Genomic DNA, 24,916 nt, shown 5'->3' with positions numbered 1-24,916 from the left:
TCGAAGATTAATGAAAGCTTGATGCGTGCAGACGACCCTCGCCAATTCCGTGACCGTCCAGGGGATCGGCCTCCACACCGGGGCACCGGTGCGGATGGACGTGTATCCTGCGCGGGCCGGGCAGGGGATCGTCTTCCAGCGCAGTGACCTGGGCGGCGCCGCCGTGCCCGCGCGCTGGGACCTCGTCGAGCATTCCCCGCTGATGACCCGCCTCGTCGGCCACGACGGCACCTCGGTCTCGACGGTCGAGCACGTCATGGCGGCGCTCGCGGGCTGCGGCATCCGCAACGCGCGGATCGTCCTCGACGGCCCCGAGGCCCCGATCGCCGACGGCTCCGCCGCGCCCTTCGTCAGGCGCTTCCTCGCCGCCGGGATCGCCCGGCAGGACCGCGCGCTGACCGCGATCCGCGTCAAGCGCACGGTCGAGGTGCGCCGCGGCGACGCCGTCGCGCGGCTCTCGCCCTTTGAGGGACTCGAGATCGACTTCACCATCGACTTCGATGACGCGGCCATCGGCCACCAGGCGCGCCGCCTCGACATGCGCAACGGCGCGTTCCTGCGCGAGCTCTGCGACGCCCGCACCTTCTGCCGCAGCGCCGACGTCGAGGCGATGCGCGCCCAAGGCCGGGCGCTCGGCGGGACGCTGGAGAACGCCGTCGTCGTCGAGGGCGACCGGATCCTGACGCCGGGCGGCCTGCGGCACGCCGACGAGGCCGTGCGCCACAAGATGCTCGACGCGCTCGGCGACCTCGCGCTCGCGGGCGCACCGCTGCTGGCGCGCTACACCGGCGAGCGGGCGGGTCACGCCATGACGAACCAGGTCCTGCGGGCGCTGTTCGCCGATGCGGACAACTGGGAGCGCGTCACCTGTCCGCCCCATATCGCGGCGCGCCTGCCGGGCGCCGGAGTGGTCGCCGCCGACCTGCAGGCGGTGGCCTGAGCACTCGCGCAAAAGGGCGTTTTGCCTCAGAATCTTCTATGCTAGACCGAGGCCATCCCGCGGGCCGTGCCCCGGGATCTCGAGGGCCAGGAGCAGGGGACCGGGCATGTCGGACGGACGACGGCTGAGAATCGTGGCGGCGGCGCTCGCGGCGGGACTCGCCCTTTCGGCCTGCAATTCCTTCGACCCCCGCCAGCCCGGCGCGCTGGACGCCTATTCGCCGCAGGAGATCTTCGAGCGCGGCGAGTTCGAGCTGGCGCAGGGCCGGGCCGACGACGCGGCCTTCTACTTCGGCGAGATCGAGCGGCTCTACCCCTATTCCGACTTCGCCAAGCGCGCGCTCATCATGCAGGCGGCGGCCTACCACCAGGACCGCGACTATCCCAACGCCCGCTCGGCCGCGCAGCGCTACATCGATTTCTACCCGGCCACGCCGGATGCCGCCTATGCCCAGTACCTGCTGGCGCTCAGCTACTACGACCAGATCGACGAGATCGGCCGCGACCAGGGGCTGACCTTCCAGGCGCTGCAGTCGCTCCGCACGGTGATCGAGCAGTACCCCGACAGCGAGTACGCCGAGCCCGCGATGCTCAAGTTCGACCTCGCCTTCGACCACCTCGCGGCGAAGGAGATGGAGGTGGGCCGCTACTACCTCCGGCGCGATCACTTCGCCGCCGCCGTGCGCCGCTTCCGCGTGGTCGTCGAGGACTTCCAGACCACCACGCACACCGCCGAGGCCCTGCACCGCCTGGTGGAGGCCTACCTCGCGCTCGGCCTCACGGACGAGGCGCAGACCGCCGGCGCGATCCTCGGCCGGAACTACCAGTCGACCGACTGGTACCAGGACAGCTACGCGCTGCTGACCGGGCGGGGGCTGGAGATGCGCGCGGTGGGCGACAACTGGCTGGCGCAGATCTACCGGCAGGTCGTGCGCGGCGAGTGGCTCTAGGCACGGTGCGTGACGCCCACGCACCCTCCGGCTGACACACCATGCTCCGCACGCTTGAAATTCGGGACATGCTCATCATCGACCGGCTGGACCTCGCCTTCCAGCCGGGCCTGAACGTGTTGACCGGCGAAACCGGCGCCGGAAAATCGATCCTGCTGGACTCGCTGGGCTTCGTCCTCGGCTGGCGCGGACGGGCGGAGCTCGTGCGCAGCGGCGCCGACCAGGGGGAGGTGACGGCCGTCTTCGACCTGCCTCCGGGCCATGCCTGCGAGGAGGTGCTGGACGAGGCCGGGATCTCGGGCGAGGACGGCGAGCTGATCCTGCGCCGGGTGAACTCGCGCGACGGGCGCAAGACCGCCTGGGTCAACGGCACCCGCGTGACCGGCGAGGTCCTGCGCCAGCTCTCCGACCGTCTGGTGGAGCTCCATGGCCAGCACGACGACCGCGGGCTGCTGAACCCGCGGGGCCACCGCGCGCTGCTCGACGCCTTCGCCGGGGCCGACACCGGTGCGGTCCGCACTGCCTGGCGCGCGCGCCGCGACGCCGAGAACCGGCTCGCCGCCGCGCGCGAAGCGGCCGAAGCGCTGCGCGCGGAGGAGGAATTCCTCCGCCATGCCGTGGGCGAGCTCGACGACCTCGACCCCAAGCCCGGCGAGGAAGAGGAACTCGACACCCGCCGGCGGCTCATGCAGTCCTCCGAGCGCATCCGCGAGGACATCGCCCGCGCCCATGCCGCGCTCGGCCCCGACGGGGCGGAGGGTACGGTGGGCGATGCCATGCGGTGGCTCGACGGCGCCGCCGAGGGGGCGGAGGGGCGTCTCGATGCGCCGCTGGAGGCGCTGGGGCGCGCGCTGGAGGCACTGGCCGAGGCAGAGCAGGGCGTCGCCGACTGCATCGAAGCGCTCGACTTCGATCCCGGTGCGCTGGAGCGGATCGAGGAGCGGCTCTTCGCCATCCGTGGCCTCGCCCGCAAGCACAATGTCCTGCCCGACGCGCTGGCCGACTTCGCCGGCGAGCTGCGTGGCCGGCTGGAGGCGCTCGACGCCTCCGACGAGGATCTCAAGCGGCTGGAGCAGGAGGCCCGAGAGGCGGAGGCGGCCTACGGCACGGCGGCGGAGGCGCTCTCGGCCGAGCGTGCGGGCGCGGCGCGGCAGCTGGAAACGGCGATGGCCGAGGAACTCGCGCCGCTCAAGATGGAGCGCGCGGTCTTCACCGTCGAGATGGCCGAGGCCGAGCCGGGGCCCGAGGGCCGCGATGCCGTGACCTTCACCGTCGCCACCAACCCCGGCGCGCCCGCCGGTCCGCTCAACCGTATCGCCTCCGGCGGCGAGCTCTCGCGCTTCCTGCTGGCGCTCAAGGTCTGCCTGACCGGCGGCGCGCAGGGGCTCACCATGATCTTCGACGAGATCGACCGCGGCGTGGGCGGCGCCACCGCCGCCGCCGTGGGCCGCAGGCTCGCCCGGCTGGCCGAGGACGGCCAGGTGCTCGTCGTCACCCACTCGCCCCAGGTCGCCGCCCTCGGCGGTCACCACTGGCGGGTGGAGAAGCGGCAGACGGACGACGCGACGCTCTCGACGGTCGTCCCCCTCGACGCGGGCGCGCGGGTGGACGAGATCGCCCGGATGCTCTCCGGCGATACTCTCACCGATGCCGCGCGAGAGGCGGCTCGGGCGCTGATGGCGGGCTAGTCGTAGCGGGCAGTCGAGAGCCGCCCTCCGCCGGCCAGATGCGTCTCGGCCCCCGGCACGATGTCGGTGTTCTGAGCGGCGACGCAGTGCCATCCCTTCGCCTGTTTCGCCATGACGAAGACCAGGATCGTCGAGCGTCCCTCGGCCACCGATCCGTCCGGCGCCGTCTGCCCGCTGAGACGCAGCCGGGCATGGACCACCGCCGTCTCTCCCAGGTGACGGACCTTCACCCGGCCCAAGGCCAGCCGGCTCTCGGCGAAGAAGGTCGTGAGCCCCCGGTGATGCGCCGCCCCGATCGCCGGGCGGTCCTCCCACCAGAGCCCGACCACGTTCACGAAGTCCGCGTCCTCGGCGAAGAGCGCGGCGAGCGCCGCTGCGTCGCGCGCCATCCAGGCGGTGACGAAGGCGGGGGCGATGTCCTCGGGGGCGTCCAGCACGGGGCGAGCCTATCCCAGCCGCAGGAAATCGAGAAGCGCGCTGTTGAAGTGCCGGGTGTGGGTGAGGTTCAGCGCATGCGGCGCGCCGAGGAGAACCTGCAGCCGGCTTCCCGGGATCGCCTCGTAGAGACGCTGCGCCGTGGTCTCGACGGGGAGCATGTCGTCGCCCTCGCCGTGGAGGAGCATCACCGGGCGGCGCAGGGCGGCGATGTCGGAGGTCAGGTCGGTGCCGAGCACCGCGGCGAGGCTCTCGAGCATGACCTCGGGACGCGCCGCGCGGATCTGCTCGAGGACTGCGCGGTGCGTGGCCTCGCTCGCGCGGCATGTCCCGCGGAAGGACAGGACCTCATGGGTGTAGGTCCCGCAGAAGGCCTCCGGGTCTTCGTCCAGCGCCCGCACCGTCCGGGTGTAGGGATCGGTCTCGTCCGGCCCGCACTCCGCATCCCGCGCGGGGACCGGTCCCGGGCAGGACACCAGGACGAGCCGAGAGACGCGATCGTCGCCGTGGATTGCGAGATAGCGGATGATTTCCGCGGCCCCCATGCCGATCCCGACGAGGGAGACCTCACGCAGGTCGCGCGCCTCGATCAGGCGGTGCAGGTCGGCCGCGAGCGCGTCCAGATCGTAGCTTTCACCTGTTGCGTCGGATTTGCCGAAGCCTCGGCAGTCATAGCGGATCACGCGGAACCCGGCGTTGCGGAGCATGCGGAACTGCGGCGTCCACATCTCCGATGACATCGGCCAGTCGTGGAGCAGGATGACGACGGGGCCCGCGCCCTTGGTGTCCTGGACGTTGAGGCGCGGCTTGGCGTCGAACGGCATTAAGGCGCGACTTTCGGCTGACTGTTCGAACTCGTACAAAAACGTCCCTCGCCGAGAGGTTGTTCCTGCCTCCTGCCGCGTCAGCCTTCCTGTGGCACCACCTTGCCGGGGTTGAACAGATCCCGCGGATCGAGGGCACGCTTGATCGCCCCCATCATCGCCCATCCCGCGCCGTGTTCGGCCTGCATATGCTTGAGCTTTCCCATGCCGATCCCGTGCTCGCCGGTGGCGGTCCCGCCCATCTGCTGCGCGCGTTCCACCATGCGGGCGTTGACCCGTTCGGCCGCCGCGCGCTCCGCCTCCGAGCCGTCGAGCAGCAGGATCGCGTGGAAGTTACCGTCGCCGACGTGTCCCAGGATCGGGCCCGCGAGCCCCTCGGCCGCGAGATCCTCCTGCGTCGCCGCGATGGCTTCCGCCAGCCGCGAGATCGGCACGCAGACGTCGGTCACGATGGCGCGCGAGCCCGGGCGCGAGGCGAGGATCGCCCAATAGGCGCTGTGCCGCATGTGCCAGAGGCGGCTGCGCTCCTCGGCCTCGGTGGCCTTGCGGATCGTCTCCGCGCCGTTGTCCCGGGCGATCTCCTCGAAGCGCGCGGCCTCCTCGGCGACCGCGTTGGGGGCACCGTGGAACTCGACGAAGAGGTGGGGCAGGGCGGGGAAATCCGCGTTCGAATAGGCGTTGACCGCCTCCGCTGTCGCCGCGTCCACCAGCTCGATCCGCGCCATGGGCAGCCCGCTCTGCACCGCTTCGACCACGGCCTCCACCGCCGCGCCCGTGCTGGGAAAGGCGCAGACCGCCGTGGAGACGGCCTCCGGCTGGCCGTGCAGCCGAAGGGTCAGTTCCGTCACCAGTCCCAGCGTGCCTTCGGACCCCACGAAGAGCGCCGTCAGGTCGTAGCCCGCCGAACTCTTCCGCGCGGCGGTCCCGGTCCGGATCACGTCGCCCGCCGCCGTCACGAGCTCAAGCGCCGCAACGTTGTCGCGCATGGTCCCGTAGCGCACCGCCGTCGTGCCCGAGGCCCGCGTCATCGCCATGCCGCCGATCGAGGCATTGGCCCCCGGATCGACCGGGAAGAAGAGCCCGGTCGCCCGCAGCTCCTCGTTGAGCCGCTCGCGGGTGATGCCGGGCTGGACCCGCACGACCATGTCCTCGGGCCGAAGCTCCAACACCTGCGCCATGCGCGAGAAGTCCACCGTCACCCCGCCCCGCACAGCGAGCCCGTGGCCCTCCAGCGAGGTTCCCGCGCCCCAGCCGATCAACGGGCAGTCTTCGGCGGCGCAGATCTCCACCAGCTCCGCGACCTCGGCGGTGCTCTCGGGGTAGACGACGGCATCCGGCAGGGTCACCGGGAAATGGCTCTCCGACTGCCCGTGGGCCTCGCGCTCGGCCTCGCTCGTGGTGAGCCGCTGCCCGAACCTCTGGCGCAGCCTGTCTATCGCGGTCTCGATGGTCATCCGGCCTCCCTTGCCCTTGAGCCCGGGCGAAGATAGGCCAAGGGGAAGGGGACGGAAAGCGACACACCGGATGGCCGACGGCGTTCGATCCTTCGTGGCCGAGAGCGTATCCCAGGCCCGGCTCAGCGCCTTGGAGGCCTGGCGCACCGTCCTGACCCGGGGTCCCTCTCGCCTGCAGTTCTGGTTCATCGCCCTGGCCATCGGCGTGGGCGCCGGTTTCGCCGCGATCCTCTTCCGCTGGGGCATCGAGACCCTGCAGAAGCTGATCTACGGCGTCGACGACCCCAACCTCCTGCACACCTTCGCCGCCGGGCTGGCCTGGTACTGGGTCTGGGCGATCCCGGTCATCGGCGGGCTCGTGGTGGGCGCGCTGCTGCACTGGTTCACCGACGACGGCCGGGTGCGCGGCGTGGCCGACGTGATCGAGGGCGCGGCGCTCTCGGACGGTCGGCTGCAGGTGAGGCGCGGTCTCGTCTCCGCGCTGGCCTCGCTCATCACGCTCTCGACCGGGGGCTCGACGGGGCGGGAGGGTCCGGTGGTGCACATCGCGGGCCTGATCTCGACCTATGTCGCCAAGGCGATCCGGGCCGACGGCATCACCGGTCGCGACCTCCTGGGCTGCGCCGTGGCCGCTGCCGTCTCCGCCAGCTTCAACGCGCCCATCGCCGGCGCTCTCTTCGCGCTCGAGGTCGTGCTGCGGCACTTCGCGGTCCATGCCTTCGCGCCCATCGTCATCGCCTCGGCGGCGGGGACGGTCATCAACCGGCTGGCCTACGGCGGCGTCACCGAGTTCTCGCTGCCCATGCAGAACGCGCTGGAGTTCTATGTCGAGCTTCCGGCCTTCCTGCTGCTCGGCCTGCTCTGCGGGCTGGTGGCCGTCGTGACCATGCGCTCGGTCTTCTGGGCGGAGGACCTGGGCACCGCGCTGCAATCGCGCACCGGCCTGCCGCGCTGGGGCCGGCCCGCGGCGGCGGGCGTGCTGCTCGGGGCCATCGCGATCTTCTTCCCGCACATCATCGGCGTGGGCTACGAGACGACCTCGCTCGCGCTCACCGGCAACCTGCTGTTCCACGAGGCGGTGGTCTTCGTGATCATCAAGGTGATCGCCGTCGCGATCACCATGGGCGGGCGCATGGGCGGCGGCGTCTTCTCGCCCTCCCTGATGCTGGGCGCGCTCACCGGCCTCGCCTTCGGGACCGTCGCCACGGCGCTCTTCCCGGAGGTCTCTGGCGAGGGCACGCTCTACGCGCTGGCCGGGATGGGCGGCGTCGCCGCAGCAGTGCTGGGCGCGCCGATTTCGACCACGCTCATCGTCTTCGAGCTCACGGGCGACTGGCAGACCGGGCTCGCCGTGATGGTCACCGTCTCGATCTCGACGGCGCTCTCGACGCAGCTGGTGAAGCGGTCCTTCTTCCTCACCCAGCTCGACCGGAGGGGCGTGCGCCTCGCGGCGGGGCCGCAGGCCTACCTGCTGGGCACCTTCAAGGTCGAGAGCGTCATGCGAGCCAAGGACGCCCCGCGCAGCGCGCCGGAGGAGACCTGCTGGCAGATGATCGAGGAGGGCACATATGTCGACAGGCAGGCCACTCTGGAGCAGGCCATGCCGATCTTCGAGAAGACCAACCCGGTCTTCATCCCGGTGGTGAAGCTCTCGGGCGGGGACAAGCCGCCCGAGCTCTGGGGGGCGCTCTTCCAGGTGGACGCGCTGCGCGCCTACAACCGCGCCCTGGCCGCCACGGCGGCCGAGGAGCACTCCTGACGGCTCAGACCTGCTCGACCGCGACCGTGTCCGTGTAGAAGGCCAGGTGCCCGGCAATGCGGGACACGCCGTCCTTGGGATCCTCGTAGCACCAGGCGGCATCGGTCAGCGGGCCGCTCTTGCTCTGGATCGTGAAGTAGCGCGCCTCGCCCTTGTGCGGGCAGGTGGTGCGCGTCTCCGAGGCGTCGAGGAAGGCCATCGCAATGTCCTCCCGCGGGAAGTAGATCACCGGGTCGTAGCCCTCTTCGCGAAGCTCCAGCGCCTTGTCGCTCTCGCCGAGGACGGCGCCGCCGGCGCGGACGACCCAGGTGCCCTCGGCCGATCTGATCTCGATATTCTCCGCCATCTGTCCCCCTTATCGATGCAGGCATCGCGCCGACCCTATGGTCCGGTCCGCGACAGAAATATGACCGCCTCTCCCGGGCCCCTAGAGCGGGGCGCAGGCGGCGGTCAGCCAGTCCTTGGCGGCCCCGTCGAGGCGGGGCCCGATGCGCGCGAGCGTATCCGCATGATACCGGTCTATCCAGTCCCTCTCTTCGGGCGACAGGAGCGACGTGTCGATCAGCCGCCGGTCGAGCGGAACGTAGGTCAGCGTCTCGAAGTCCAGCATCTTGCGGTCGTCCGCCCCGGGGATCTGCCTGGCCTTGCGCGTGACCAGCAGGTTCTCGATGCGGATGCCGAAGGCCCCCTCGCGGTAGTAGCCCGGCTCGTTCGACAGGATCATTCCCGGTTCCAGCACGGTGTCCGAGCGGCGCGAGATCCGCTGCGGCCCCTCGTGGACCGAGAGATAGACCCCCACGCCGTGGCCGGTGCCATGGTCGAAATCCAGCCCCTCGGTCCAGAGCGGGTAGCGCGCCAGCGCGTCGAGGTCGCGGCCCGTGAGCCCCTTCGGGAAGCGCGCGCGGGAGATCGCGATCATGCCCTTGAGCACCAGCGTGTAGCAACGGCGGTGCTCGTCCTCGGGCTCGCCCACGATAACCGTGCGGGTGATGTCGGTGGTCCCGTCGAGATACTGACCGCCTGAATCCACCAGCAGCAGTTCGCCCGGCCGCACCGCGCGGTTGGTCTCCTCGTTGACGCGGTAGTGGACGATGGCGCCGTGCTCGCCCGCGCCGCAGATCGTTTCGAAGGAGATGTCGCGCAGGGCGTTGGTGTCGCGGCGGAATCCCTCCAGCGCGCGGACCACGTCGATCTCCGTCAGCCCGCCGCCCGGCGCCTCGGCGTCGACCCAGGCGAGGAACCGCACCATCGCTGCGCCGTCGCGCAGGTGCGCCTCGCGGGTGTTCTCGATCTCGGCCGGAAGCTTGCGCGCCTTGGGCAGCAGGCAGGGGTCGTCGTCCTCGGCGACCTCGACGCCCGCCTCCTCCAGCAGGGCACGCACCCGTTCGGGCGCGCTCTCGGGGTCGATCCGAACCGGCCCATCGAGGTCGGTGAGCGCGGCGGTGAAGCCGGCCTTCTCGATCACCGCCACGTCGGGCCCCATGTGATCGGTCACCTCGGCTGCCTGGTGCGGCGCGCAGAAGAGCTCGGCCCTTCCGCTGTCGTGCAGGATGACGAAGGCCTGGGGCACCGGGTTGCGCGGAATGTCGGAGCCGCGAATGTTGAGCAGCCAGGCGATGCTGTCGGGCAGGGTGAGGATCACCGCCCTGTGCCCCGCGTCCTTGAGGCGCGCGGCGATCTCCTTGCGCTTGTTGGCGCTGGTCTCGCCCGCCATCTTGTCGGGATAGGCGAAGAAGGGTGCCTCCGGCGGGCCGGGCCGGTCGGTCCAGACGCGGTCGACGGGATGGTCCACGGCCACCAGCCGGATGTCCTTCCGGCCGAGCGCCTCGCGCAGCTTCGCCGCCTCCTTGACGGTGTGCAGCCAGGGGTCGAAGGCCACCGTGGACCCAGCGCCGAGCCGCTCGGTCAGCCAGCCGGAGAGCTGCGTCTCGGGCCAGGCGACCGGCGTGATCTCCGCGGCGCACTGCGCCCGCGCCTGCATCCGGTAGCGCCCGTCCACGAAGAGCCCGGCCTCCTCCTTCAGAACGGCGCAGAACCCGGCGGACCCGGTGAAGCCGGTGAGCCAAGCCAGCCGCTCGTCGGCGGGGGCCACGTATTCACCCTGGTGCACGTCGGCACGGGGCACGAGGACGGCGTCGAACCCCTCGGCCTCCATGATCTCGCGCAGGGCGGCCAGGCGCGGCGGGCCCTGCTCGGGCGCGCTCGTCACCTCGAAGCTTTGAAACATCGGCATCTCCCAGAGCCCCCGCGCATGGCGACGGGGGCGGTCAGTCGCGCAGAGGACGCCCGGTCAGGCGACGTTCCGCAGTCCCATCACCCGCGCGCGCTTGCGCGGATCGCTGTCGAAGAGCCCGGCGAGCTGCTCGGTCATCGCCCCGGCAAGCTGCTCCACGTCGGTGATCGTCACCGCGCGCTGGTAGTAGCGGGTCACGTCGTGGCCGATGCCGATGGCGATGAGCTCCACCAGCCTGCGCCGCTCGACCATGGCGATCACGTCGCGCAGGTGCTTCTCGAGGTAGTTCGGCGGATTGACCGAGAGCGTGGAGTCGTCCACCGGCGCGCCGTCCGAGATCACCATCAGGATCTTGCGCTGCTCGGGCCGTCCGACCATCCGCCGGTGCGCCCATTCCAGCGCCTCGCCGTCGATGTTCTCCTTGAGCTGACCTTCCTTCATCATCAGCCCGAGGTTCGGCCGGGCCCTGCGCCAGGGCGCGTCTGCGGACTTGTAGATGATGTGACGCAGGTCGTTGAGCCGCCCCGGTTGGGCGGGCCGGCCAGCGGCGAGCCATTCCTCGCGCGCCTTGCCGCCCTTCCAGGCCCGGGTGGTGAAGCCCAGGATTTCGACCTTCACGTCGCAGCGCTCCAGCGTCCGGGCGAGCACGTCGGCGCAGATCGCGGCGATCGAGATCGGCCGGCCGCGCATCGAGCCCGAGTTGTCGAGCAGGAGCGTCACGACGGTGTCGCGGAATTCCATGTCCTTCTCGACCTTGAAGGAGAGCGGCGTCGTCGGGTTTGCCACCACGCGCGCAAGCCGCCCGGCGTCGAGGATGCCTTCCTCGCGGTCGAACTCCCAGGAGCGGTTCTGCTTGGCCTGAAGCCGCCGCTGCAGCTTGTTCGCGAGCCGCCCCACCGCGCCCTTCAGCGGCTCGAGCTGCTGGTCGAGGTAGGCGCGCAGGCGCTCCAGCTCCACCGGCTCGGCGAGATCCTCGGCGCCGATCTCTTCGTCGTGGGCGGTCGAGAAGACGGTGTAGTTCGGGTCAGCCTCCGAGACCGGCGGGGGCGGGGGCGGCTCCAGCGGCGCCTCGCCCTCGGGCATCTCGGTCTCCTCGGCGAACTCGGCGTCGGCCAGCTCGTCGAGGTCCACCTGCGCCTGGCTCTGGTCCTGTTCCTGCTCCTGCGCGCTCTCGGGCGAGGCCTCCATGTCGTCGGAGTCCTCGCTGTCCTCCTCGCCCTCGTTCTCGGGGCTTTCCTCTTCCTCGTCCGTCTGCTCGGCGGTCTCGTCGTCGTCCTCTTCGTCGGGCGCGTCGGGATCGTCGCCGAGCTGGTCGCCGTAGCCCATGTCCTCGATGAGCTTGCGCGCGAAGCGGGCGAAGGCGCGCTGGTCCGAGAGCGTCTCGTCCAGCCCTTCCAGCGTCTCGCCGCAGTTCTCCTCGATGAAGCCGCGCCAGAGGTCCATGACGTTAGACGCGCCCTCCGGCAGGTCGCGGCCGGTGGCGAGGTGGCGGATCAGGTAGCCCGCGGCGGTGGCGAGCGGTGCTTCGTTCTTGTCACGGATCTGGCCGTAGCCCTTGCGACGGGCCTCGGCGCCGATCTTGGCGTCAATGTTGCCGGCGGTACCCGGCATCCGCTGCGCGCCGAGCGCCTCGACCCGGGCGGATTCCATCGCGTCGTAGAGGTCGCGGGCCATCTGCCCCTCGGGCATGTAGCGCGCGGAGACGCCCGCGTCGTGGTAGCGGTGGCGCAGGGCATAGGCATCGGCCGTGCCACGGGCCAGCAGGACCTCGTCGCGGGTCATCCGGCGGCTGATCTGCGGCAGGCGCACGGAGTCGGCGGTCTGGCCCGGCGGATCGACGGAATAGCTGACGCCCAGCTCGGGATCGTCGGCCATGACCTTGGTCGCTTCCGCGAGGGCCTTCTTGAAGGGATCGGCCGGATTGTCGGCGGGTTTGCTCATGTCGCGCAATCTAGCGCATGCGCCCTCAGCCGCAATCGAAACCCGGCCGGTCGAGCGGCCGGTAGCCGGTCACGGGTCCGTGCGAAAATGCGCAGATGACCCTCAGTAAGCGCCGGTTGCGTCTCTCGCGCACAGTGGCGACCTAGAGCGCGTCCTCGCATTCCTTCGAAAGGAGACCTCCCATGACCGACGTGCCCAAGATCGCCCTCATCATCGCCTCGACCCGCGACACCCGCTTCGCCGACAAGCCGGCGCAGTGGATGCTCAAGCAGATGGAAGCCCGCTCCGACCTCGAGGTCGAGCTCGTCGACCTGCGCGACTTCGACCTGCCGCTCTTCAACGAGGCGGCGAGCAACATGTGGGCGCCGTCCTCCGATCCCCGCGCCGTCGCCTGGCAGAAGAAGATCGCCGAGTTCGACGGCTTCGTCTTCGTGGTGGCCGAGTACAACCACTCGATCACCGGTGCGCTGAAGAACGCGCTGGACCAGGCCTACGTCGAATGGGTGCGCAAGCCGATGTCGGCCATCGCCTACGGCTCCATGGGCGGCGCCCGCGCGCTGGAGCACCTGCGCGGCATCGCCGTCGAAATGCAGATGGCCCCCGTGCGCGGCGCCGTTCACATCGGCGGCAGCGACTTCTTCGCGGTCCATCCCATGGGCGGCAACGCCGAGATCGAAACGATCGAGGAGCACCTGCTGCCCGCCGCCAAGAACGCGCTCGACGACGTCGTGTGGTGGGCCGAGGCCACCCGCAGCGCCCGCTACGCCGAGGCCAAGGCGGCCTAACCCAGCAGCACGCTCTCGCAAGTGGCGAGGAGCGCGCGCGCCCGCGCCTCCGCCCAGGCCGCGTCCTCCGGGTCGCGGCCGAAGCTTGCGCGGGAGAGCAGGGCGGCGAAGCTCGCCTTGGCCTGGATGCGCCAGCCCATGACCTCCGGCCCCCGTGACGGGGGGCTGGCCGCGCGGAGCAACTCCGCCATGGCGGCGCGCTGCGCCTCCGTCCGGTCGGAGCGCGGGCTCTGGACGAGCCAGTCATGCTCCATCCGGGCGGAGAGACGCCCGGTACAGACGGCGAAGAACCTCAGCTGCGCATCCGGCGAGCCCGGGACCGCGCGGGCAGGAGCGGCGAGGACGAGAGCCGCGAGGAGCGCGGCGAGAAGAGTTTTCATTTCTCCCATTTGTTAGACGGTAGGGGGTAAATTCCGCCTATCAAATAATCGATCTGAAAACTTTGCGCCGGTGTTGCCTGCGACCGTCCGGTTAACCCAGCCTCAAGCCCCCTCCGATAGACCCTCTCCTGAACGTTCCGCGGGGGGTGACGCCCTCGCGCCATATGGATCTCTCGTGGCAGCCGGCGCCCCAGGGGCGCAGGTCCAGCGCGACGTGACCTTGGGGGGCTTGGCATCCCCCCACGGCCCGCCCCGACGGGCGGACATCAACGAAGTCAGGCATTCCTGCGGGGAGTGACCCTCACCCCGGCGCCGGAACAGGCGACCCGGGGCAGAGGTGCGTGCTCAGCCCAGCGAGAGGGAGGCGGCGCTTTCCGGCAGTTCCTGGTCGAAGCAGCGCTGGTAGAACTCCGCCACCGTCTGCCGCTCCAGCTCGTCGCACTTGTTGAGGAACGACAGCCGGAAGGCATAGCCCACGTCCTGGAAGATCCGCGCGTTCTCGGCCCAGGCGATGACCGTCCGCGGGCTCATCACCGTCGAGAGGTCGCCGTTCATGAAGGCGGTCCGGGTGAGATCGGCCACGGTGACCATCTGGCTCACGGTGCGGCGTCCCTCGGCGGTGTTGTAGTGCGGCGCCTTGGCCAGCACGATCGCCGACTCGGCGTCGTGGCTGAGGTAGTTGAGCGTCGCCACCATCGACCAGCGGTCCATCTGCGCCTGGTTGATCTGCTGCGTGCCGTGGTAGAGGCCAGTCGTGTCGCCGAGACCCACGGTGTTCGCCGTCGCGAAGAGGCGGAACGAGGGGTGCGGCGTCAGGATCTCGTTCTGGTCCATGAGCGTCAGCTTGCCGTCATGCTCCAGCACCCGCTGGATGACGAACATGACGTCCGCGCGGCCCGCGTCGTACTCGTCGAAGACGATGGCGCAGGGGTTGCGCAGGGCCCAGGGAAGGATCCCCTCCTGGAACTCGGTGACCTGCTTGCCGTCGCGCAGCTTGATCGCGTCCTTGCCGATCAGGTCGATCCGGCTGATGTGGCTGTCGAGGTTTACGCGCACGGCGGGCCAGTTCAGCCGGGCCGCGACCTGCTCGATGTGGGTCGACTTGCCGGTGCCGTGATAGCCCTGGATCATGACGCGGCGGTTGTAGCCGAAGCCCGCGAGGATCGCCAAGGTCGTGTCCGGATCGAACTTGTAGGTCGAATCCAGGTCCGGCACGCGCTCTGTCCGATCCGCGAAACCCTTGACGTGCATGTCGCTGTCGATGCCGAAGACATCCCGAACGGAGATGTCCTCGGTCGGGCGGGCGTTGCGGTCCATCGTGCCGTCGGCCATGTGGGGCTGCCTTTCCAGTCGCGGGTCGCGGGGTCGGAGCGGGGATGCACCATATCCCGAAGGCCCGCAAGGGCAAGGCGGCGAAACGGGGGCGGGTCAGTCCGCCGCGGCGCGGGGGCGCAGCCCGAGCTCGAGCCAGAAGTCCCGCAGCTCCTCCAGCAGGCGCCGCTTGGCCTTGTCGACGGCCGGGTCGGGATCGAGCGTCGCCCGCTCGATCATCCGCTCCAGCGGGCCGATCTTGCGGTGGCCGACGATGCCCTCGAGCTTCGCGGGCAGATGCCCCGCCGCCGCGCAGGCACTGACCCAGGCCTCGATCAGCGGCGGCTTGTCGGAGACATCGCCGATGCACCAGACATGCTCGAAGAGGGTCATGATGTAGCTGAGGCAGGCCTTGGCCGGGTGCCGGTTGTCGGCTTTGAACGGCTGGCGGAAGATGTCCATGATGATCTCGTAGGAGGGCCAGTAGAAGAGGTGGCCCTCGCCCTCGGTCTCGCGCATCAGCTCGTCCAGCGCCACGCGCAGCACCGCCTTCGAGGTCGAGTTGGCGGTGAGGCAGGAGACGTCGCGGAAGGTCGAAAGCAGCGGGATCGGCGAGAGCGTGAAGATCATCTTCGCGTCCGGCCGGTACTTGCGGATCAGGTCGTAGATCGCCCGCATGTTGGCCCGGTTCTCCTCGACGGTGGAGACGCGGAACTTGTGCCGCTCGGGGTCGTGGACGTCCTTCGGGATCGTCCGCCAGAAGACGTTGCCGGTGGGCTCGTCGTACCAGACCTCGGACAGGCCGAAGGTCAGGATGAAGACGTCCGTCTCGTCGAAGATCCGCTTCGTCTCGAGCCGCACCTCCTCGTCATAGCCGAAGTCCTCGGCCTTGTAGCCGTGCCAGAGGGGCTGCTCGAAGACCTTGTTCTCCCAGGCCCATTCGAACTGCTGACGGATCACGAAGGAGTTCACCATCCCTTCGCCCATCGAGACGACGTAGGCCTTCTCGTTGTCCGGCTCGCGGTTGAGCACCCGGAAGTTCCGGGCGGCGAGCCAGTTGGAGATGTTCTCGGCGAAGCAGGAGCCGAAGGCGGTGATCTGCGTCTCCGGCGTGATCTGCGGCGCCTCGGGCGCCCAGCCGTGGAGGACGGCCCGGACCGCGTCGTCGGGTTTCTGCAGGCGGCGCAGGGGAGGGCGGCGGTTCATGTGCTCGCCGCGATACCAGGTGCGGTACTCCGGCCCGTCGCCGCTCGTGGTCTGGAAGCGCCGGTTGTCCGCCTTGGTCTTGTCGGTGTTGACCTCCGCCATGCGTGGCGGCGCCTCGGACTCTCCTGCCATCTGCTCACCCTTCTCAAGCTCCCGTCCGTACCCAAATCGACCCGGCATGGCCGGAGCAAGGCGGATCGGCGGCAATTCCGCTTGATCGCGACCAATCCACGGTATTTGCTCGGCAAAAGCCCGGAGGCAGGGGCGCGCGGGTGGTTGCACTGGTCCGCCCGCCGGGCCATCCTCCGCGCGCTGGAGGACGGGTGGCGGAACTCAAGGACATCGAGATCATGATCGGGCGCGTCGCTCTCGGCGACCGGCGCGCCTTCGCCGATCTCTATTCCGCGACCTCCGCGAAACTCTTTGGCGTGGCGCTGCGTGTCTTGAAGGACCGGGGCGAAGCGGAGGAATGCACGCAAGAGGTCTTTATCCGCGTCTGGCACGCCGCCTCGCGCTACCAGGTCAACGGGCTCTCGCCGATGACCTGGCTCATCACCATCGCGCGGAACCGCGCCATCGACCGCCTGAGGATGCGGAAGACAGGGCCGGCCGGCCTGGAAGAGGCGGCCGAGATTCCCTCTGCCGGCCCGGGGCCGGAAGAGCTGGCGCTCGCGGCCAGTGACCGCGAGCGCATCGTCGCCTGCATGGGCGAACTGCCGGAGGACCGGGCCGACGCCATCCGGCGGGTCTACCTCGAAGGCGAGACCTACAAGGAGCTGGCGTTGCGCTTCGACGTCCCGCTCAACACGATAAGAACCTGGCTGCGCCGCGGCCTGCTGAAACTGAAAGAGTGCCTGACGCGATGAGCGACCAGCCCGGACAAGGAGACGACGGCGACGCCGGCCTCGCGGCCGAGTACGTCCTCGGTCTGCTCGGGCCGGAGGAGCGCGCCGCCTGCGACGCCCGCCTCGAGAGCGACCCGGCGTTCCGCGCCGAGGTCGCCGACTGGGCCGAGCGCATGGGCTCTCTCGCCATGACCGAGGTCGCCTCGGTCGATCCGCCCCCGCAGCTCTACGGCCGGATTGAGCGGGAACTCTTCCCCGACCAGGCGCGCCGCTGGTGGCAGAAGCTCGGCATCGCGCCGGCGATCCTGGGCGCCGCCGCCGCCGCGGGTCTCGCCTGGTTCGCGGTCAACATGGACTGGCTGACCGGGACGGAGGGGCCCTTCACGCCCGCCTACCAGGCCGAGCTCGCGGCGGAGGACGGCGGCCTGCTGATCCGCGCGGCCTTCGATCCGGAGACCGGCACCCTCGCGCTCAACCGCGAGGAGGGTGCTCCGGCCGCGGGCCGCGACTTCGAGCTCTGGCTGATCGAGGGCGAGAATGCCCCTGTCTCGCTGGGCGTCCTGCCGCCGACGCGGCTCGCCCGGTTCGAGCTGCCGGAGGGCGCGACGCTCGACAACTCGGTCCTTGCCGTCTCGGACGAGCCCGAGGGCGGCTCGCCCACCGGTGCGCCGACGGGCGACGTGCTCGCGGCCTCTCCGGTCAGCGCGCTCTGAGGCGAAACTTTTTGCCCTGTGGGCCCGTGGCTCTTTCCGTAACGCGCCCCGATGCGGGCGGGAAAGGACATGAGATGAACCGCAGAGACTTTCTCCTGGCCGGCAGCGCCGGCCTCGGCCTGGCCGCCGCGCCGGCCTTCGCGCAGTCCGGCTCCTTCGAGGTCACCCGCAGCGAGGCGGAGTGGCGCGAGATGCTGACGGACCTCGAATACCGCGTGATGCGCGAAGAGGGGACCGAACGCGCCGGCACCTCCGAGCTCACCGACCTCAAGACCCCGGGCCTCTACCACTGCCGCGGCTGCGACCAGGCGCTCTATTCCTCGGAGGCCAAGTACGACAGCGGCACCGGCTGGCCCTCCTTCTACGAAGCATTGCCCGACGCCATCGGGACCAAGCCCGACCGCAAGCTGCTGACGGTGCGCACGGAATGCCACTGCGACCGCTGCGGCAGCCACCTGGGCCACATCTTCGACGACGGCCCCGAGCCCACGGGCAAGCGGCATTGCCTTAACGGCGTGAGCCTGGTCTTCCGGGCGGCTTGATGCCGATTTGGCAATAGACCGTTTTCGGGCCGCGCCGGCGGCCCGACGCCATTTTGATGCCAAGATTGCCGCCCACATCGGCACCATGGATACAGGACTGGTTGCCTCATGACGGCCCTCCGGGATCGCTGGCGCTCCGTGACGCCCGGTGAGCGGGGCCGACTGCTCGCCTACCTCGTCGTGGCGATCTTCGGCGCGGCCTTCGCCCTGATCGTCGTCTCGCGACTGGAGGGCGACAGGCCGGGCCTGCTCACCGGGATGAGCCTCTACCACTGGTGGGTCGTGATCTCGGGCGCCGTCGGCGCCGCGGGCGGACTCTACCTCAGCGGCGAGGCGCTGGGCCATCCGGGCAAGAGCGGCTGGTCCAAGGCCGCCTGGGGCGCGCTCGTCACCTCTTTTGCCGGATCGCTCATCGCGGGGACGCTGGCCCTGCCGCTCTACGGCACGATGTTCGGACCCTTCTCGCTGGCGGTGACGCTGGCCGGCTCGCCTCTGTTGGCGGTCCTTTGGTTCGGCTGCCTCTTCCGGGCGCACTACCTGCTGAGCTTCTGGCGGCGGGAGCGCGACTCGATCTTCCGTCCGCTGAACCGGAAGGGCCGCAAGCGGGGCGCGCCCAAGATCGTCTCGGTCTCCTTCGCCCCGCGCGGCTATCGCCCCGCGGTCTATGCGGCCAACAAGCCGGTCGCGCCTGCCGACATCTTTCCGCCGCTCGCTCCGCCCGTGGCCGCGCCACAGCGGCGCAAGCCGACGCCCGCCGGCGAACACGCCGCCCGGGCGCTGGAAGGGCTCGCAGCCCGGCTCAGGGGCAACCGGGCCTCCTGATCCTCTGAGGGGGAGGGGCCGCGCGCCTCAGTCCTTGAAGGAGCGCGAGCCCTTGATCTGGTCCCAGGCCCAGACGACCTCGGCCAGCTGCTCCTCGTGGCTGCGGTCGCCGCCGTTCATGTCGGGATGCAGCACCTTGATCAGCGCCTTGTAGGCGCGGCGGATCTCGGCCTTGGTCCAGCTGTCCTTGGCATCGAGGATCTCGATCGCGCGCCGTTCCGTCGGCGGCAGCCGCCGGCTGCCCTCACCGGAGGTCCGCCCGGGATTCTGCGTCGCGTTGCCGCCCAGCACCTGGTGCGGGTCCTCGATCCCCAGCCGCGCCCAGGCCCGTTCCTCGACGGTGCGCTTGAACGGCTTGGTCTCGCGGTCCCAGACGCGGTCCCGGTCGACCTGGTCCATGTAGTCCTGGTCCGTGCTGGTCTCGAAGTAGTTCCACTTGAGATTGTACTCGCGCACGTGGTCCCGGCAGAACCACCAGTAGTCGTCGAGCACGTCGGGGCTCTTGGGGGCGCGATACTTGCCGGCCTCCTGGCAGCCCTCGTGGTCGCAGACCCGTTGGCTGGTCTCGAAGGCCCCCGACATCCCCCGGCGGCCCCGCGGGTTCTTCTTCTTGGAGGCCGAGACAGAAATGTCGAAACCGAAGGGATCTGGTTTGGGCATGTCGCGCCTCCTTTCGTCTTGGGCCGCGGGAGTTTAAACCGCACAGAGTGAGAGGGAAGGGGAAGATTGAAGAAAATGAAGCTTGCAGCGGAGATTCGCACGCGCCTCGAGGAGGCCTTCTCGCCGACCCATCTCGACGTGGTGAACGAGAGCCACCGCCACGCCGGCCATGCCGGGGACGACGGCTCCGGCGAGAGCCACTGGCACGTGGAGATCGCGGCCCCGGCATTCAAGGACATGAGCCGCGTCGCCCGTCACAGGGCCGTGCACAAGGCCCTCGGCGAGGACATCGTCGGGCGCATCCACGCGCTCTCGCTCGACATCAAGTGAGTATCGGCGCGGGGGAGGCCGGGCTGAAGCCCGGCCTACGGGTTGTGGCACGGCCGTTGGTCCTGCCGTAGGCCGGGCTTCAGCCCGGCCCCCCGGGACCAACACCCGCCCTAGAGCCCCAGCTTCGCCGTCACGATCTCGTTGACCGCCTTGGGGTTCGCCTTGCCGCCGGTCGCCTTCATCACCTGGCCCACGAACCACCCCGCGAGCTTCGGGTTCGCCTGGGCCTTCTCGACCTGCGCCGGGTTCGCGGCAATCACCTCGTCCACCGCGGCCTCGATGGCGCCGGTATCGGTCACCTGCTTGAGCCCCTCGGTCTCGACGATCTCCGCCGGGTCGCGGTCCTCGGTATAGGCCTTGTCGAAGACCTCCTTGGCGATCTTGCCGGAGATCGCGTCCGAGGCGATGAGATCCACGATCTGCCCCAGCCGCGCCGGTGAAATGGGGCTCTCCGAGATCTCCCGGTCGTCCTTCTTGAGACGCCCGAAGAGCTCGTTGATGACCCAGTTCGCGGCCATCTTGCCGTCGCGGCCCTCGGCCACCTGCTCGAAGTAGGCGGCGTTCTCGACCTCGGCGGTCAGCACGTCCGCGTCGTATTCGGTCAGGCCGAAGTCCTTGACGAAGCGGGCCTTCTTCTCGTCCGGCAGCTCGGGCAGCCCGGCTGCGATGTCGTCCACCCAGGCCTGCTCGATCTCCAGCGGCAGCAGGTCGGGATCGGGGAAGTAGCGGTAATCGTGCGCCTCTTCCTTGGAGCGCATCGACCGCGTCTCGCCCTTGTCGGGGTCGAAGAGCCGGGTCTCCTGCACCACTTGCTTGCCGTCCTCGAGCAGGGCGATCTGCCGGCGCGCCTCGTAGTCAATGGCCGCCTGGATGAACCGCATGGAGTTCATGTTCTTGATCTCGCAGCGGGTGCCGAGATGCGAGAAATCCTGGGTTTCCTGGTACGTCTCGTAGTCCCCCGGCCGGCAGACCGAGACGTTCACGTCGGCCCGCAGGTTGCCGTTCTGCATGTCGCCGTTGCAGGTGCCGAGGTAGCGCATGATCTGGCGCAGCTTCGCGACATAGGCCGCGGCCTCTTCCGGCCCCCGGATGTCCGGGCGCGAGACGATCTCCATAAGCGCCACGCCCGTCCGGTTGAGGTCGACGAAGGACATGTGCGGGTCCATGTCGTGGATCGACTTGCCCGCGTCCTGCTCGACGTGGATCCGCTCGATCCGGACCTTGCGGGCCACGCCCGGGCCCATGTCCACGATCACCTCCCCCTCGCCGACGAGCGGGTGGTAGAGCTGGCTGATCTGGTAGCCCTGCGGCAGGTCCGGGTAGAAGTAGTTCTTGCGGTCGAAGGCCGAGACCAGGTTGATCTGCGCCTTCAGTCCCAGCCCCGTCTTCACGGCGAGCGCCACGCAGCCCTCGTTGATGACAGGCAGCATCCCCGGCATGCCCGCGTCCACGAAGGCCACGTTCGAGTTGGGCTCGGCCCCGAACTGGGTCGAGGCCCCGGAGAAGAGCTTGGCCCTCGACGCGATCTGCGCGTGCACCTCGAGCCCGATCACGAGCTCCCAGTCGCCGGTCGCCCCGGCGATGACTTTCGGTTTCGGCGGCTCGAAGGTCAGGTGGTCCAGCATGGTCGGCCTCTCGCGTGTCTCGGCGCTGAATAGGCCAGCCCCGGGGGACGGGCAAGGGGAGGGGCCCTGCGCGGGTCTCTGCCGATCGCGCCGCCCCGGACTCGCCAGCCGCCCGCCGCTCCGGCTAGAGGAGCCCGGCCGGGTGCTGAGGCCCGGTGCAACCGATGACCAGAGACCCATGCGTTTCGCTCTCCTCGCCGCCCTCGCCTTCTCCGGCCTCTCGGCCTGCGCCACCGTGCAGACGCCCGAGCCGGAGCCCGCGCCCTACGTTCCCGCCATGCGCTGGGACCACCAGTCCGAGGGCGCCGAATGGACCGCCGCGGCCTTCGCCGCGCTCGACGGTCACGGCGCCGACCTCGTGAACATGGCCCCCGCCGACATCGAGACCTGGTGCCCGGGCTACATGGAAGGCAGCCGCGACGAGCGAATGGCCTTCTGGACCGGCCTGATGTCCGCGCTGGCCAAGCACGAGAGCACCTGGAACGAACGCGCAGTCGGCGGCGGCGGCCAGTGGTACGGTCTCGTGCAGATCGACCCGGATACCGCCCGCGGCTACGGCTGCCGCGCCCAGAGCGGCGAGGCCCTGCGCGACGGCGCGGCGAACCTCTCCTGCGCGATCCGCATCGCGGCGCGCCAGGTGGCCCGCTACGGATCGGTCAATCGCGGCATGCGCGACTGGGGCCCGTTCCACTCGGGCGCCAAGCGCGACGACATGCGCGCCTGGGTCAGCCGGCAGGACTACTGCGCGGCGCCGGCGGTCACGTCAGTCGACTGAGCATCGGCGAACTCCGGCCGGCGATGTCAAAAGACCATTGCGTCCCCGGCCGGCCCCCGCCATCTTGCCCGCGATGTCTGCCCTGCGTTCCCTTTGCCTGGGGATCGCGCTCCTGCTTTCGCTAGGTCCCGCCGCTGCCACGGCCCAGGGGTCCGAGCCGCCGGTGCGCCCCCTGTTGCGGTCCGATGCCGCCCGCCTCGCCGAAGAGGCGATGCGCGCCGAGCTCCGCGACGTGAGCCCCATGACCCGGCCGGTCTGGATGGTGCGCTACCCGCCCCGCGTGATCGAGGGCGCCCCGCCGGTCCGTCCGCCCAAGCGCGACTACTACTTCCCCGAGACCCGCTGGGATCACCGTTCCGGCGGCGCCGAGTGGACCCACGCGACCCTGGCCGCGATCCGCGCCCATGGCCGCGGGCTAGAGGACCGGATACCGGCGGATATCGACAGCTGGTGCCCGGCCTACCGCGACAACCCGCCCTCCATGCGCCGGGCCTTCTGGGTCGGCATGATGTCGGCGCTGGCCTACCACGAGAGCCGCTGGCGCCCGACCGCCGTCGGCGGCGGTGGCCAGTGGTACGGGCTGCTGCAGGTCTATCCGCCCACCGCCCGCCACTACGGCTGCGCCGCGCGCACCGGCGATGCGCTCAAGGATCCGGCGGCCAATCTTTCCTGTTCGATCCGGATCATGGCGCGCCAGGTCCCGCGCTACGGCACCGTCAGCCGCGGCATGCGCGACTGGGGCCCGTTCCATTCCGCCTCCAAGCGGGCGCAGATGGCCGCTTGGACGCGGGAGCAGGAGTACTGCCGCCCGCAGCTCGCCGTGATGGCGAGCCTGCGTCCGCAGGCCCGCCCCGCCGATCCGCGCCCCGAACTCTCCGAGACGCTCTCGACCATGGGCCGCTAGGCGCCTCGACCGGGCGTAGGCCCCCGCACCTTCACCGTCTTCCCGTATCGCCGCCGGAGGCTCCGACGCCGGCCGAAAGCACGACGCGCGCCCAGGTCGCGCGTCGGGTCGACAGGGGTCACCGGAATCCAGAGAGCCGCCCGCTGGGCGGCTCACCGCTTGCTAGGACTTCGCTGCTAGAAGCGGACGAGCGGGCGCCGGGTGGCGCGGACGAGGCTGACGGTCGGCGCATCCTCGCCGCCAAGGGCGAGGGTCGCGCGGCGCAGCATCTCGATGCCGTCCTCCGAGGTCTCGGGCAGGGCGGCGGCGGAGATCGGCTCTCCCACGGTGATGCGGAACGGCTGGCGGGCCTTGTTCAGCGTCTCGTGGAAGAGGGTGATGTCCCGCAGGGTCGGGTGGATCAGGTCGAAGAGGTAGAACAGGACCGAGTTCCGGGCGCGGATGTGGACCGGCACGATCGGCAGATCGAACTTCCGGGCGATCATCGCCGCCGAGGCCATCCATTCACGCTCGTAGAGCCGCAGCCCCCGGCGCTTGGCGAGCCGCCCGGCCGGGAAGATCACGCCGAGGCGGTCCTCGTTCACCGCCCGGCGCATGAAGGCCATGGTCTCGCGCGTCTTGCCGTGGCTGCGGCGGTCCTTCCGCCACTCCACCGGCGCGATGTAGTCCTTCATCTGCGGCATGACCCGCAGGATGTCGCTGTTGGCCATGACGTAGAGGTCGGGCCGGATCGGCGAGATGAAATGGTGCAGAATGATGCCGTCGGCGATGCCGGTGGGATGGTTCGCCACGATCAGCGCCGCGCCGGCCCGGGGAATGTTCGACAACCCGTGCGCCTCGACGTCCTGCGCCAGCCGCTGGGCCATCTCGCCCATGATCTCCTCCGTGGGCGCGTCGCGCATGCCCTCGGCGATCTCGAGCGTCTTGTCATAGGACAGGGCCCGGTTCAGGGCGGACCGCACGATCCGCGTGCCGGGTCTGTTCCGAAAGAGCCAGGGGGCGCGTTCGGCGATCAGCGGATCAATACGGTCTTTCATGGGCCGCACCCACCAAGTTGCAACACGCCTCGCGACATAGGTCGCCGTCGCGCGGAAGTCTCGACCAACCCGCCGAGCGCGGATTCGTTCCCCCACGGTGGTGTCATACGACGACAGGCGGCGCGGCGCCAGAGCGCCGGCCGCCTCCCGCCGACCCCGCCCGCCCGAAGGCGAGCGGCGGATGTCGGCTGACGGTCAGGCCGCGGCCCGGTCGTGCCGGCCTTCCTGGACCTCCTCGACGATCTTGGCGACGAAGGCCGGGATGTCGCCGGGGTTGCGGCTGGTGATCAGGCCCTTGTCGGTCGCGACTTCCTCGTCGACCACGTTGCCGCCCGCGTTCTTCAGGTCGGTGCGGATCGAGGGGTAGGAGGTCACGGTGCGGCCGCGGACCACGTCGGCCTCGACCAGCAGCCAGGGCCCGTGGCAGATCGCGGCGACCACGATGCCCGCGTCGAAGGCGTCGCGGACGGCCTTCACCGCCTCCGGCTTGGTGCGCAGGATGTCGGGGTTGATCTGGCCGCCCGGCAGGACCACGGCGTCGTAGTCGGTGACCTTGGCGTCGGAGATCTTGAGATCGGAGGGGTGCTTGTCGCCCCAGTCGGTCTCGTCCCAGCTGGTGATCTCGCTGCCGTCCGGCGAGGCGACGTGCACGGTGGCGCCGTGCTCGCGCAGCTGGTCGCGCGGGCCCACGAGCTCGGAACGCTCGAAGCCGTCGGTGGCGAGGATGAGGATCTTGGCGTCGGTAATGGCGGGCATGT

Annotated in this window: 25 protein-coding genes; 12 read left to right on the top strand and 13 right to left on the bottom strand. The window is 70.1% G+C overall.

Annotation, left to right across the window (positions count from 1 at the left end; all coding sequences use genetic code 11):
- Positions 1–25: 25 nt before the first annotated feature.
- The 3 genes from lpxC (at position 26) to recN (ending at position 3,577) form a co-directional block, all read left to right on the top strand.
- Entirely contained in the window at positions 26–940 is a 915-nt protein-coding gene (gene lpxC / locus F3S47_RS10400; RefSeq protein ID WP_150445206.1) for a UDP-3-O-acyl-N-acetylglucosamine deacetylase, read from the top strand.
- 106 nt (positions 941–1,046) lie between these two features.
- Positions 1,047–1,889 (top strand): outer membrane protein assembly factor BamD, encoded by an 843-nt coding sequence (locus F3S47_RS10395; RefSeq protein WP_150445205.1) that lies wholly within the window; start codon positions 1,047–1,049, stop codon positions 1,887–1,889.
- Between the two features lie 41 nt (positions 1,890–1,930).
- Positions 1,931–3,577, top strand: coding sequence for a DNA repair protein RecN (recN, locus tag F3S47_RS10390; RefSeq protein ID WP_150445204.1), 1,647 nt, complete (start codon positions 1,931–1,933; stop codon positions 3,575–3,577).
- Here recN and F3S47_RS10385 read toward each other — a convergent pair.
- The 3 genes from F3S47_RS10385 to F3S47_RS10375 all read right to left on the bottom strand — a co-directional run bounded on the left by F3S47_RS10385 (position 3,574) and on the right by F3S47_RS10375 (position 6,290).
- Positions 3,574–4,014 (bottom strand): SgcJ/EcaC family oxidoreductase, encoded by a 441-nt coding sequence (locus F3S47_RS10385; RefSeq protein WP_223877789.1) that lies wholly within the window; start codon positions 4,012–4,014, stop codon positions 3,574–3,576. The genes recN and F3S47_RS10385 overlap by 4 nt on opposite strands.
- A gap of 9 nt (positions 4,015–4,023) precedes the next feature.
- Positions 4,024–4,836, bottom strand: a complete 813-nt coding sequence (locus tag F3S47_RS10380) for an alpha/beta fold hydrolase (protein ID WP_191090151.1) — start codon at positions 4,834–4,836, stop codon at positions 4,024–4,026.
- Between the two features lie 80 nt (positions 4,837–4,916).
- The gene (locus tag F3S47_RS10375) at positions 4,917–6,290 is read right to left on the bottom strand and encodes an FAD-binding oxidoreductase (protein ID WP_150445202.1); all 1,374 of its coding nucleotides are present in this window, start codon (positions 6,288–6,290) and stop codon (positions 4,917–4,919) included.
- A 70-nt stretch (positions 6,291–6,360) separates the two neighbouring features.
- On the opposite strand from F3S47_RS10375, the gene F3S47_RS10370 reads away from it, so the two are divergent.
- Positions 6,361–8,049, top strand: a complete 1,689-nt coding sequence (locus F3S47_RS10370) for a chloride channel protein (RefSeq protein WP_150445201.1) — start codon at positions 6,361–6,363, stop codon at positions 8,047–8,049.
- 4 nt (positions 8,050–8,053) lie between these two features.
- Here the strand turns inward: F3S47_RS10370 and F3S47_RS10365 are convergent, their stop codons facing one another.
- The 3 genes from F3S47_RS10365 to cobT all read right to left on the bottom strand — a co-directional run bounded on the left by F3S47_RS10365 (position 8,054) and on the right by cobT (position 12,223).
- Positions 8,054–8,395, bottom strand: coding sequence for a DUF427 domain-containing protein (locus F3S47_RS10365; protein WP_150445200.1), 342 nt, complete (start codon positions 8,393–8,395; stop codon positions 8,054–8,056).
- Between the two features lie 81 nt (positions 8,396–8,476).
- On the bottom strand, positions 8,477–10,276 hold the full coding sequence (locus F3S47_RS10360; RefSeq protein ID WP_150445199.1) for an aminopeptidase P family protein: 1,800 nt from the start codon (positions 10,274–10,276) through the stop codon (positions 8,477–8,479).
- Between the two features lie 63 nt (positions 10,277–10,339).
- Positions 10,340–12,223 carry a cobaltochelatase subunit CobT gene (gene cobT / locus F3S47_RS10355; protein WP_150445198.1) on the bottom strand — a complete coding sequence of 628 codons (1,884 nt, stop codon included), beginning with the start codon at positions 12,221–12,223 and terminating at the stop codon, positions 10,340–10,342.
- Positions 12,224–12,405: 182 nt separating this feature from the next.
- Here cobT and F3S47_RS10350 point away from each other — a divergent pair, with 182 nt between their 5' ends.
- Positions 12,406–13,008, top strand: coding sequence for an NADPH-dependent FMN reductase (locus F3S47_RS10350; protein WP_150445197.1), 603 nt, complete (start codon positions 12,406–12,408; stop codon positions 13,006–13,008).
- Here the strand turns inward: F3S47_RS10350 and F3S47_RS10345 are convergent.
- From F3S47_RS10345 to F3S47_RS10335, 3 genes are all read right to left on the bottom strand, one after another.
- A complete protein-coding gene (locus tag F3S47_RS10345; RefSeq protein ID WP_150445196.1) occupies positions 13,005–13,388 on the bottom strand; it encodes a hypothetical protein in 384 nt (127 codons plus the stop codon). The two genes, F3S47_RS10350 and F3S47_RS10345, sit on opposite strands and share 4 nt — an antisense overlap.
- A 345-nt stretch (positions 13,389–13,733) precedes the next feature.
- Positions 13,734–14,720 (bottom strand): cobaltochelatase subunit CobS, encoded by a 987-nt coding sequence (cobS, locus tag F3S47_RS10340; protein ID WP_150445195.1) that lies wholly within the window; start codon positions 14,718–14,720, stop codon positions 13,734–13,736.
- Positions 14,721–14,816: 96 nt separating this feature from the next.
- On the bottom strand, positions 14,817–16,037 hold the full coding sequence (locus F3S47_RS10335; protein ID WP_223877788.1) for a GSCFA domain-containing protein: 1,221 nt from the start codon (positions 16,035–16,037) through the stop codon (positions 14,817–14,819).
- 191 nt (positions 16,038–16,228) lie between these two features.
- On the opposite strand from F3S47_RS10335, the gene F3S47_RS10330 reads away from it, so the two are divergent.
- The 4 genes from F3S47_RS10330 to F3S47_RS10315 all read left to right on the top strand — a co-directional run bounded on the left by F3S47_RS10330 (position 16,229) and on the right by F3S47_RS10315 (position 18,827).
- Entirely contained in the window at positions 16,229–16,771 is a 543-nt protein-coding gene (locus tag F3S47_RS10330) for a sigma-70 family RNA polymerase sigma factor (protein ID WP_191090150.1), read from the top strand.
- On the top strand, positions 16,768–17,463 hold the full coding sequence (locus F3S47_RS10325; protein ID WP_150445194.1) for an anti-sigma factor: 696 nt from the start codon (positions 16,768–16,770) through the stop codon (positions 17,461–17,463). Before F3S47_RS10330 ends, F3S47_RS10325 begins: the two co-directional genes overlap by 4 nt.
- Before the next feature lie 74 nt (positions 17,464–17,537).
- The gene (gene msrB, locus F3S47_RS10320) at positions 17,538–18,005 is read left to right on the top strand and encodes a peptide-methionine (R)-S-oxide reductase MsrB (protein WP_150445193.1); all 468 of its coding nucleotides are present in this window, start codon (positions 17,538–17,540) and stop codon (positions 18,003–18,005) included.
- Between the two features lie 108 nt (positions 18,006–18,113).
- A complete protein-coding gene (locus F3S47_RS10315) occupies positions 18,114–18,827 on the top strand; it encodes a hypothetical protein (protein ID WP_150445192.1) in 714 nt (237 codons plus the stop codon).
- Positions 18,828–18,854: 27 nt separating this feature from the next.
- On the opposite strand, the gene F3S47_RS10310 is transcribed toward F3S47_RS10315, so the two are convergent.
- Positions 18,855–19,487, bottom strand: coding sequence for a J domain-containing protein (locus F3S47_RS10310; protein ID WP_150445191.1), 633 nt, complete (start codon positions 19,485–19,487; stop codon positions 18,855–18,857).
- Positions 19,488–19,562: 75 nt separating this feature from the next.
- Between F3S47_RS10310 and F3S47_RS10305 the strand changes: the two genes are divergently transcribed.
- Positions 19,563–19,817 carry a BolA family protein gene (locus tag F3S47_RS10305; protein WP_150445190.1) on the top strand — a complete coding sequence of 85 codons (255 nt, stop codon included), beginning with the start codon at positions 19,563–19,565 and terminating at the stop codon, positions 19,815–19,817.
- 110 nt (positions 19,818–19,927) lie between these two features.
- Here F3S47_RS10305 and gatB read toward each other — a convergent pair whose 3' ends face one another.
- Complete coding sequence (gatB, locus tag F3S47_RS10300; protein ID WP_150445189.1) at positions 19,928–21,442, bottom strand: Asp-tRNA(Asn)/Glu-tRNA(Gln) amidotransferase subunit GatB; 1,515 nt, start codon at positions 21,440–21,442, stop codon at positions 19,928–19,930.
- Positions 21,443–21,620: 178 nt separating this feature from the next.
- On the opposite strand from gatB, the gene F3S47_RS10295 reads away from it, so the two are divergent.
- Both F3S47_RS10295 and F3S47_RS10290 read left to right on the top strand, forming a co-directional pair.
- The gene (locus tag F3S47_RS10295) at positions 21,621–22,217 is read left to right on the top strand and encodes a transglycosylase SLT domain-containing protein (RefSeq protein ID WP_150445188.1); all 597 of its coding nucleotides are present in this window, start codon (positions 21,621–21,623) and stop codon (positions 22,215–22,217) included.
- Positions 22,218–22,380: 163 nt separating this feature from the next.
- Entirely contained in the window at positions 22,381–23,121 is a 741-nt protein-coding gene (locus tag F3S47_RS10290; RefSeq protein WP_223877787.1) for a transglycosylase SLT domain-containing protein, read from the top strand.
- Between the two features lie 176 nt (positions 23,122–23,297).
- On the opposite strand, the gene F3S47_RS10285 is transcribed toward F3S47_RS10290, so the two are convergent.
- Both F3S47_RS10285 and F3S47_RS10280 read right to left on the bottom strand, forming a co-directional pair.
- Entirely contained in the window at positions 23,298–24,158 is an 861-nt protein-coding gene (locus F3S47_RS10285) for a lysophospholipid acyltransferase family protein (RefSeq protein ID WP_150445186.1), read from the bottom strand.
- Between the two features lie 195 nt (positions 24,159–24,353).
- Positions 24,354–24,914 (bottom strand): type 1 glutamine amidotransferase domain-containing protein, encoded by a 561-nt coding sequence (locus tag F3S47_RS10280; protein WP_150445185.1) that lies wholly within the window; start codon positions 24,912–24,914, stop codon positions 24,354–24,356.
- Positions 24,915–24,916: the final 2 nt, after the last annotated feature.

This window comes from Histidinibacterium aquaticum (assembly GCF_008710275.1).
Taxonomy (GTDB): domain Bacteria; phylum Pseudomonadota; class Alphaproteobacteria; order Rhodobacterales; family Rhodobacteraceae; genus Oceanicola; species Oceanicola aquaticus.
Note: the sequence above shows the minus strand (reverse complement) of the source record. Positions and strands in the feature narration are given on the sequence as shown.

Bases quoted from the DNA above. Each gene is read 5' to 3' on its own strand.
- msrB (WP_150445193.1), top strand. From the start codon at position 17,538: ATGAACCGCAGAGACTTTCTCCTGGCCGGCAGCGCCGGCCTCGGCCTG.
- F3S47_RS10315 (WP_150445192.1), top strand. From the start codon at position 18,114: ATGACGGCCCTCCGGGATCGCTGGCGCTCCGTGACGCCCGGTGAGCGG.
- F3S47_RS10395 (WP_150445205.1), top strand. From the start codon at position 1,047: ATGTCGGACGGACGACGGCTGAGAATCGTGGCGGCGGCGCTCGCGGCG.
- recN (WP_150445204.1), top strand. From the start codon at position 1,931: ATGCTCCGCACGCTTGAAATTCGGGACATGCTCATCATCGACCGGCTG.
- F3S47_RS10325 (WP_150445194.1), top strand. From the start codon at position 16,768: ATGAGCGACCAGCCCGGACAAGGAGACGACGGCGACGCCGGCCTCGCG.
- F3S47_RS10375 (WP_150445202.1), bottom strand. From the start codon at position 6,290: ATGACCATCGAGACCGCGATAGACAGGCTGCGCCAGAGGTTCGGGCAG.
- F3S47_RS10335 (WP_223877788.1), bottom strand. From the start codon at position 16,037: ATGGCAGGAGAGTCCGAGGCGCCGCCACGCATGGCGGAGGTCAACACC.
- F3S47_RS10345 (WP_150445196.1), bottom strand. From the start codon at position 13,388: ATGAAAACTCTTCTCGCCGCGCTCCTCGCGGCTCTCGTCCTCGCCGCT.
- F3S47_RS10350 (WP_150445197.1), top strand. From the start codon at position 12,406: ATGACCGACGTGCCCAAGATCGCCCTCATCATCGCCTCGACCCGCGAC.
- F3S47_RS10360 (WP_150445199.1), bottom strand. From the start codon at position 10,276: ATGTTTCAAAGCTTCGAGGTGACGAGCGCGCCCGAGCAGGGCCCGCCG.
- F3S47_RS10365 (WP_150445200.1), bottom strand. From the start codon at position 8,395: ATGGCGGAGAATATCGAGATCAGATCGGCCGAGGGCACCTGGGTCGTC.
- F3S47_RS10295 (WP_150445188.1), top strand. From the start codon at position 21,621: ATGCGTTTCGCTCTCCTCGCCGCCCTCGCCTTCTCCGGCCTCTCGGCC.
- F3S47_RS10310 (WP_150445191.1), bottom strand. From the start codon at position 19,487: ATGCCCAAACCAGATCCCTTCGGTTTCGACATTTCTGTCTCGGCCTCC.
- F3S47_RS10305 (WP_150445190.1), top strand. From the start codon at position 19,563: ATGAAGCTTGCAGCGGAGATTCGCACGCGCCTCGAGGAGGCCTTCTCG.
- cobT (WP_150445198.1), bottom strand. From the start codon at position 12,223: ATGAGCAAACCCGCCGACAATCCGGCCGATCCCTTCAAGAAGGCCCTC.
- F3S47_RS10280 (WP_150445185.1), bottom strand. From the start codon at position 24,914: ATGCCCGCCATTACCGACGCCAAGATCCTCATCCTCGCCACCGACGGC.
- F3S47_RS10380 (WP_191090151.1), bottom strand. From the start codon at position 4,836: ATGCCGTTCGACGCCAAGCCGCGCCTCAACGTCCAGGACACCAAGGGC.
- gatB (WP_150445189.1), bottom strand. From the start codon at position 21,442: ATGCTGGACCACCTGACCTTCGAGCCGCCGAAACCGAAAGTCATCGCC.
- cobS (WP_150445195.1), bottom strand. From the start codon at position 14,720: ATGGCCGACGGCACGATGGACCGCAACGCCCGCCCGACCGAGGACATC.
- F3S47_RS10285 (WP_150445186.1), bottom strand. From the start codon at position 24,158: ATGAAAGACCGTATTGATCCGCTGATCGCCGAACGCGCCCCCTGGCTC.
- F3S47_RS10370 (WP_150445201.1), top strand. From the start codon at position 6,361: ATGGCCGACGGCGTTCGATCCTTCGTGGCCGAGAGCGTATCCCAGGCC.